The organism is Amycolatopsis sp. SID8362, assembly GCF_010550475.1.
GTDB classification, from domain to species: Bacteria; Actinomycetota; Actinomycetes; order Mycobacteriales; family Pseudonocardiaceae; genus Amycolatopsis; species Amycolatopsis eburnea.
Window position 1 is genome coordinate 1 of the sequence record NZ_JAAGNB010000955.1, and the last position, 3,022, is coordinate 3,022.

The following is a 3,022-nucleotide window of genomic DNA, read 5'->3' on the forward strand; positions in this document are numbered from 1 at the left end:
GCCCACGACATAGCCGACCAGGACGCAGTCCCGGACCACGACCGCCGCCTGCGTCACACCCTCGTGCGCGGCCAGCACGGCCTGCACTTCGCCGGGTTCGACGCGGAAGCCGCGGATCTTGACCTGGTCGTCGGCGCGCCCGGCGTACGCCAGCACACCGTCGCCGGTCCACCGGGCGAGGTCGCCGGTGCGGTACATCCGCTCCCCCGCCCGGAACGGCGACGCCACGAACCGCTCGGCCGTCACGCCGGGCTGCCCGAGGTAGCCGTGCGCGGTGCCGACGCCGGCCAGGTACAGCTCGCCGACGACCCCGGCGGGCACCGGCCGCAGCCGGGCGTCGAGGACGTAGGCGTGCTTGCCGGTCAGCGGCCGCCCGATCGGCACCGGGCCGTCGACCGCCGTGACGGCGTGGAACGTGCTGAAGCCCATCGTCTCGGCCGGGCCGTAGCCGTTGACGACCGCGACGTGCGGGTACTCCCGCAGCACCTTCGCCAGGTGCGCGGGCGACGCCGCCTCACCGCCGGTCATCGCGCGGCGGACCGTCCCGAACACCGCCGGGTGCTCGTCCACCAGGAAGTTGAACAGGCTCGCCGAGACGTCCAGGACCGTGACGCCGTGCGCCAGGACCAGCTCTTCGATCAGCGCGGGCTCGGGGCGCTGGCCGGGCTGGAGCACGACCGTGCCGCCGGCCAGCAGCGGGCCGAGCAGCTGCGTGCCGAACGCGTCCCACGACACCGGCGCGCACTGCAGCCAGACGTCGTCCGGGCCGAACCCGGCGTAGTCCTGGCCGGTCAGCGTGCCCACGACGGCGCGGTGCGGGGCCGCGACCGCCTTGGGCACGCCCGTCGAACCGGAGGTGAACATGACGACGGCGAGCTCGTCCGGGCTCCCGGGCAGGCCGAGCACCCCGCCGTTGCGGACGGCGATCGCGGCCGCGTCTTCGACGACGTCGATCCGCCGCCACGGCAACGACCGCCCGTCGGTGAGGACGACCGCCGCCGAGGTCCGCCGCAGCGCCCCGACCAGCCGTTCCGCCGGGAATTCGGTGTCCAGCACGGTGTAGGCGGCCCCGGCCTTGAGCACGGCGAGCAGCGCGACGGCCAGCCGCGGTGAGCGTCCGATGTGGACGCCGACCAGGTCGCCCCGGCCGACCCCCTCGGCGATCAGGTGCCGGGCGAGCCGGTTGGCCTCGGTGTCGAGCTGGCGGTAGGTCAGCGCCGAACCCTCGAAGACCAGCGCGGTCGCGTCCGGCGCCCAGGCCGCCTGCCGTTCAACCAGTTCGTGCAGCCGCATCGCGGGCGCGGTGGCCGCGGTCGTGCCCTGGGCCAGCAGCGCGGCGCACTCCTCGCCGGTGAGCAGGTCCAGCTCGGTCACCGGGACGTCCGGCGTGGTGACGGCGGCGGTGAGGAACCGCGCGAACCGCTGCGCGATCGAGGCGGCCGTGGCCGGGTCGAACAGGTCGGCCGCGTACTCCAGCTGCCCGGTCAGCCCGGCCGGGCTGCCGTCGGCCGCGTGGTTCTCCTCGATGCCCGCGGTCAGGTCGAACTTGGCGACGTCCCGGCGGACCGCGACGCTCTCGGTGACCAGCCCGGGCAGGTTCAGCCGCGCGGTGGCGTTGTTCTGCAGCACCAGCATGACCTGGAACAGCGGGTGCCGCGCCGCCGAACGCACCGGGTTCAGCTCCTCGACGACCCGCTCGAACGGGACGTCGGCGTGCGCGAGCGCGGCCAGGCCGACGTCGCGGACGCGGGCCAGGAGCTGCCGGAACGTCGGCTGCCCGGAGACGTCGGTGCGCAGGACCAGGGTGTTGACGAAGAACCCGGCGAGGTCGTCCAGCGCGGTGTCGCCGCGGCCGGCGACCGCGGTACCGAGCGGGACGTCGTCGCCCGCGCCGAGCCGCGACAGCAGGGCCGCGAACCCGGCCTGCAGTGCCATGAACAGCGTCGCGCCGCCGTGGCGGGCCAGCTCGGCCAGTCCGGTGTGGACGTCGGCGCCGAGCGTGAACTCCACCGAGCCACCGCGGTGGCTCGCCACGGCCGGGCGGACCCGGTCGGCGGGCAGGGCCAGCTCTTCCGGCACCCCGGCGAGGGTGTCCCGCCAGAACGCCAGCTGGCCGGTGATCTCCGGCTCATCGAGGACTTCCCGCTGCCACAGCGTGTAGTCCGCGTACTGCACCGGCAGCGGTGCCCAGCCGGGTGCCTCGCCGTCGACGCGCGCCGCGTAGGCGGTGGCCAGGTCGCGCCACAGCGGCGCGGCCGACCAGCCGTCGGACGCGATGTGGTGCAGCACCAGCAGCAGCACGTGGTCGTCGGCGGCGACCGAGACCAGGTGCGCCCGGATCGGCAGCTCGGTGCGCAGGTCGAAGACGTGCCCCGCGGCCTCCGCAAGGACGTCCGGTAGCGAGTCCTCAGTGGACTCCGCGAACTCCCACGGGATCGAAGGAGCGGTCAGGATCTCCTGCCACGGCTCGCCTTCGTGGGACGGGAACACCGTCCGCAGCGACTCGTGCCGCTCGACGACGTCTGCCAGCGCCGCCTGCAACGCGGCCACGTTGAGGGACCCGCGCAAGCGCAAGGCACGCGGGACGTCGTAGCCCGCGTTGGGCTCCTCGGCCTGGTCGACGAACCACAGCCGCTGCTGCGCGAACGACAGCGGCAGCCGCTCGGGCCGTTCGCGCCGTGTCACCGGCGGGCGCGCCGGAGCCGCGTCACCGAGGACTTCGGCGAGCCCGGCGACGGCCGGGGTGCGGAACAGGTCGCGGATGCCCAGCTCGACGCCGAGCACCGCGCGGACGCGGCCGATCAGCCGGGCGGCCAGCAGCGAATGCCCGCCCAGGTCGAAGAACCCGTCGTCCAGGCCGACCTCGTCGAGGCCGAGCACCTCGGCGAACAGTCCACAGAGGACGTTCTCGGTGACGGTCCGCGGCCGGCGCCGGGACGCCGCCGCGAAGTCGGGGGCGGGCAGCGCGCGGCGGTCGAGCTTGCCGTTCGCCGTCCGGGGCAGCTCGGCCAGCGGCACGATC

General features: G+C 74.9%; 1 protein-coding gene. It reads right to left on the bottom strand.

Annotated elements, in window-relative coordinates; genetic code table 11:
* Window positions 1-3,022 (bottom strand): non-ribosomal peptide synthetase (locus tag G3I65_RS29455; RefSeq protein ID WP_160698987.1); only part of this gene is annotated, 3,022 nt, incomplete at both ends.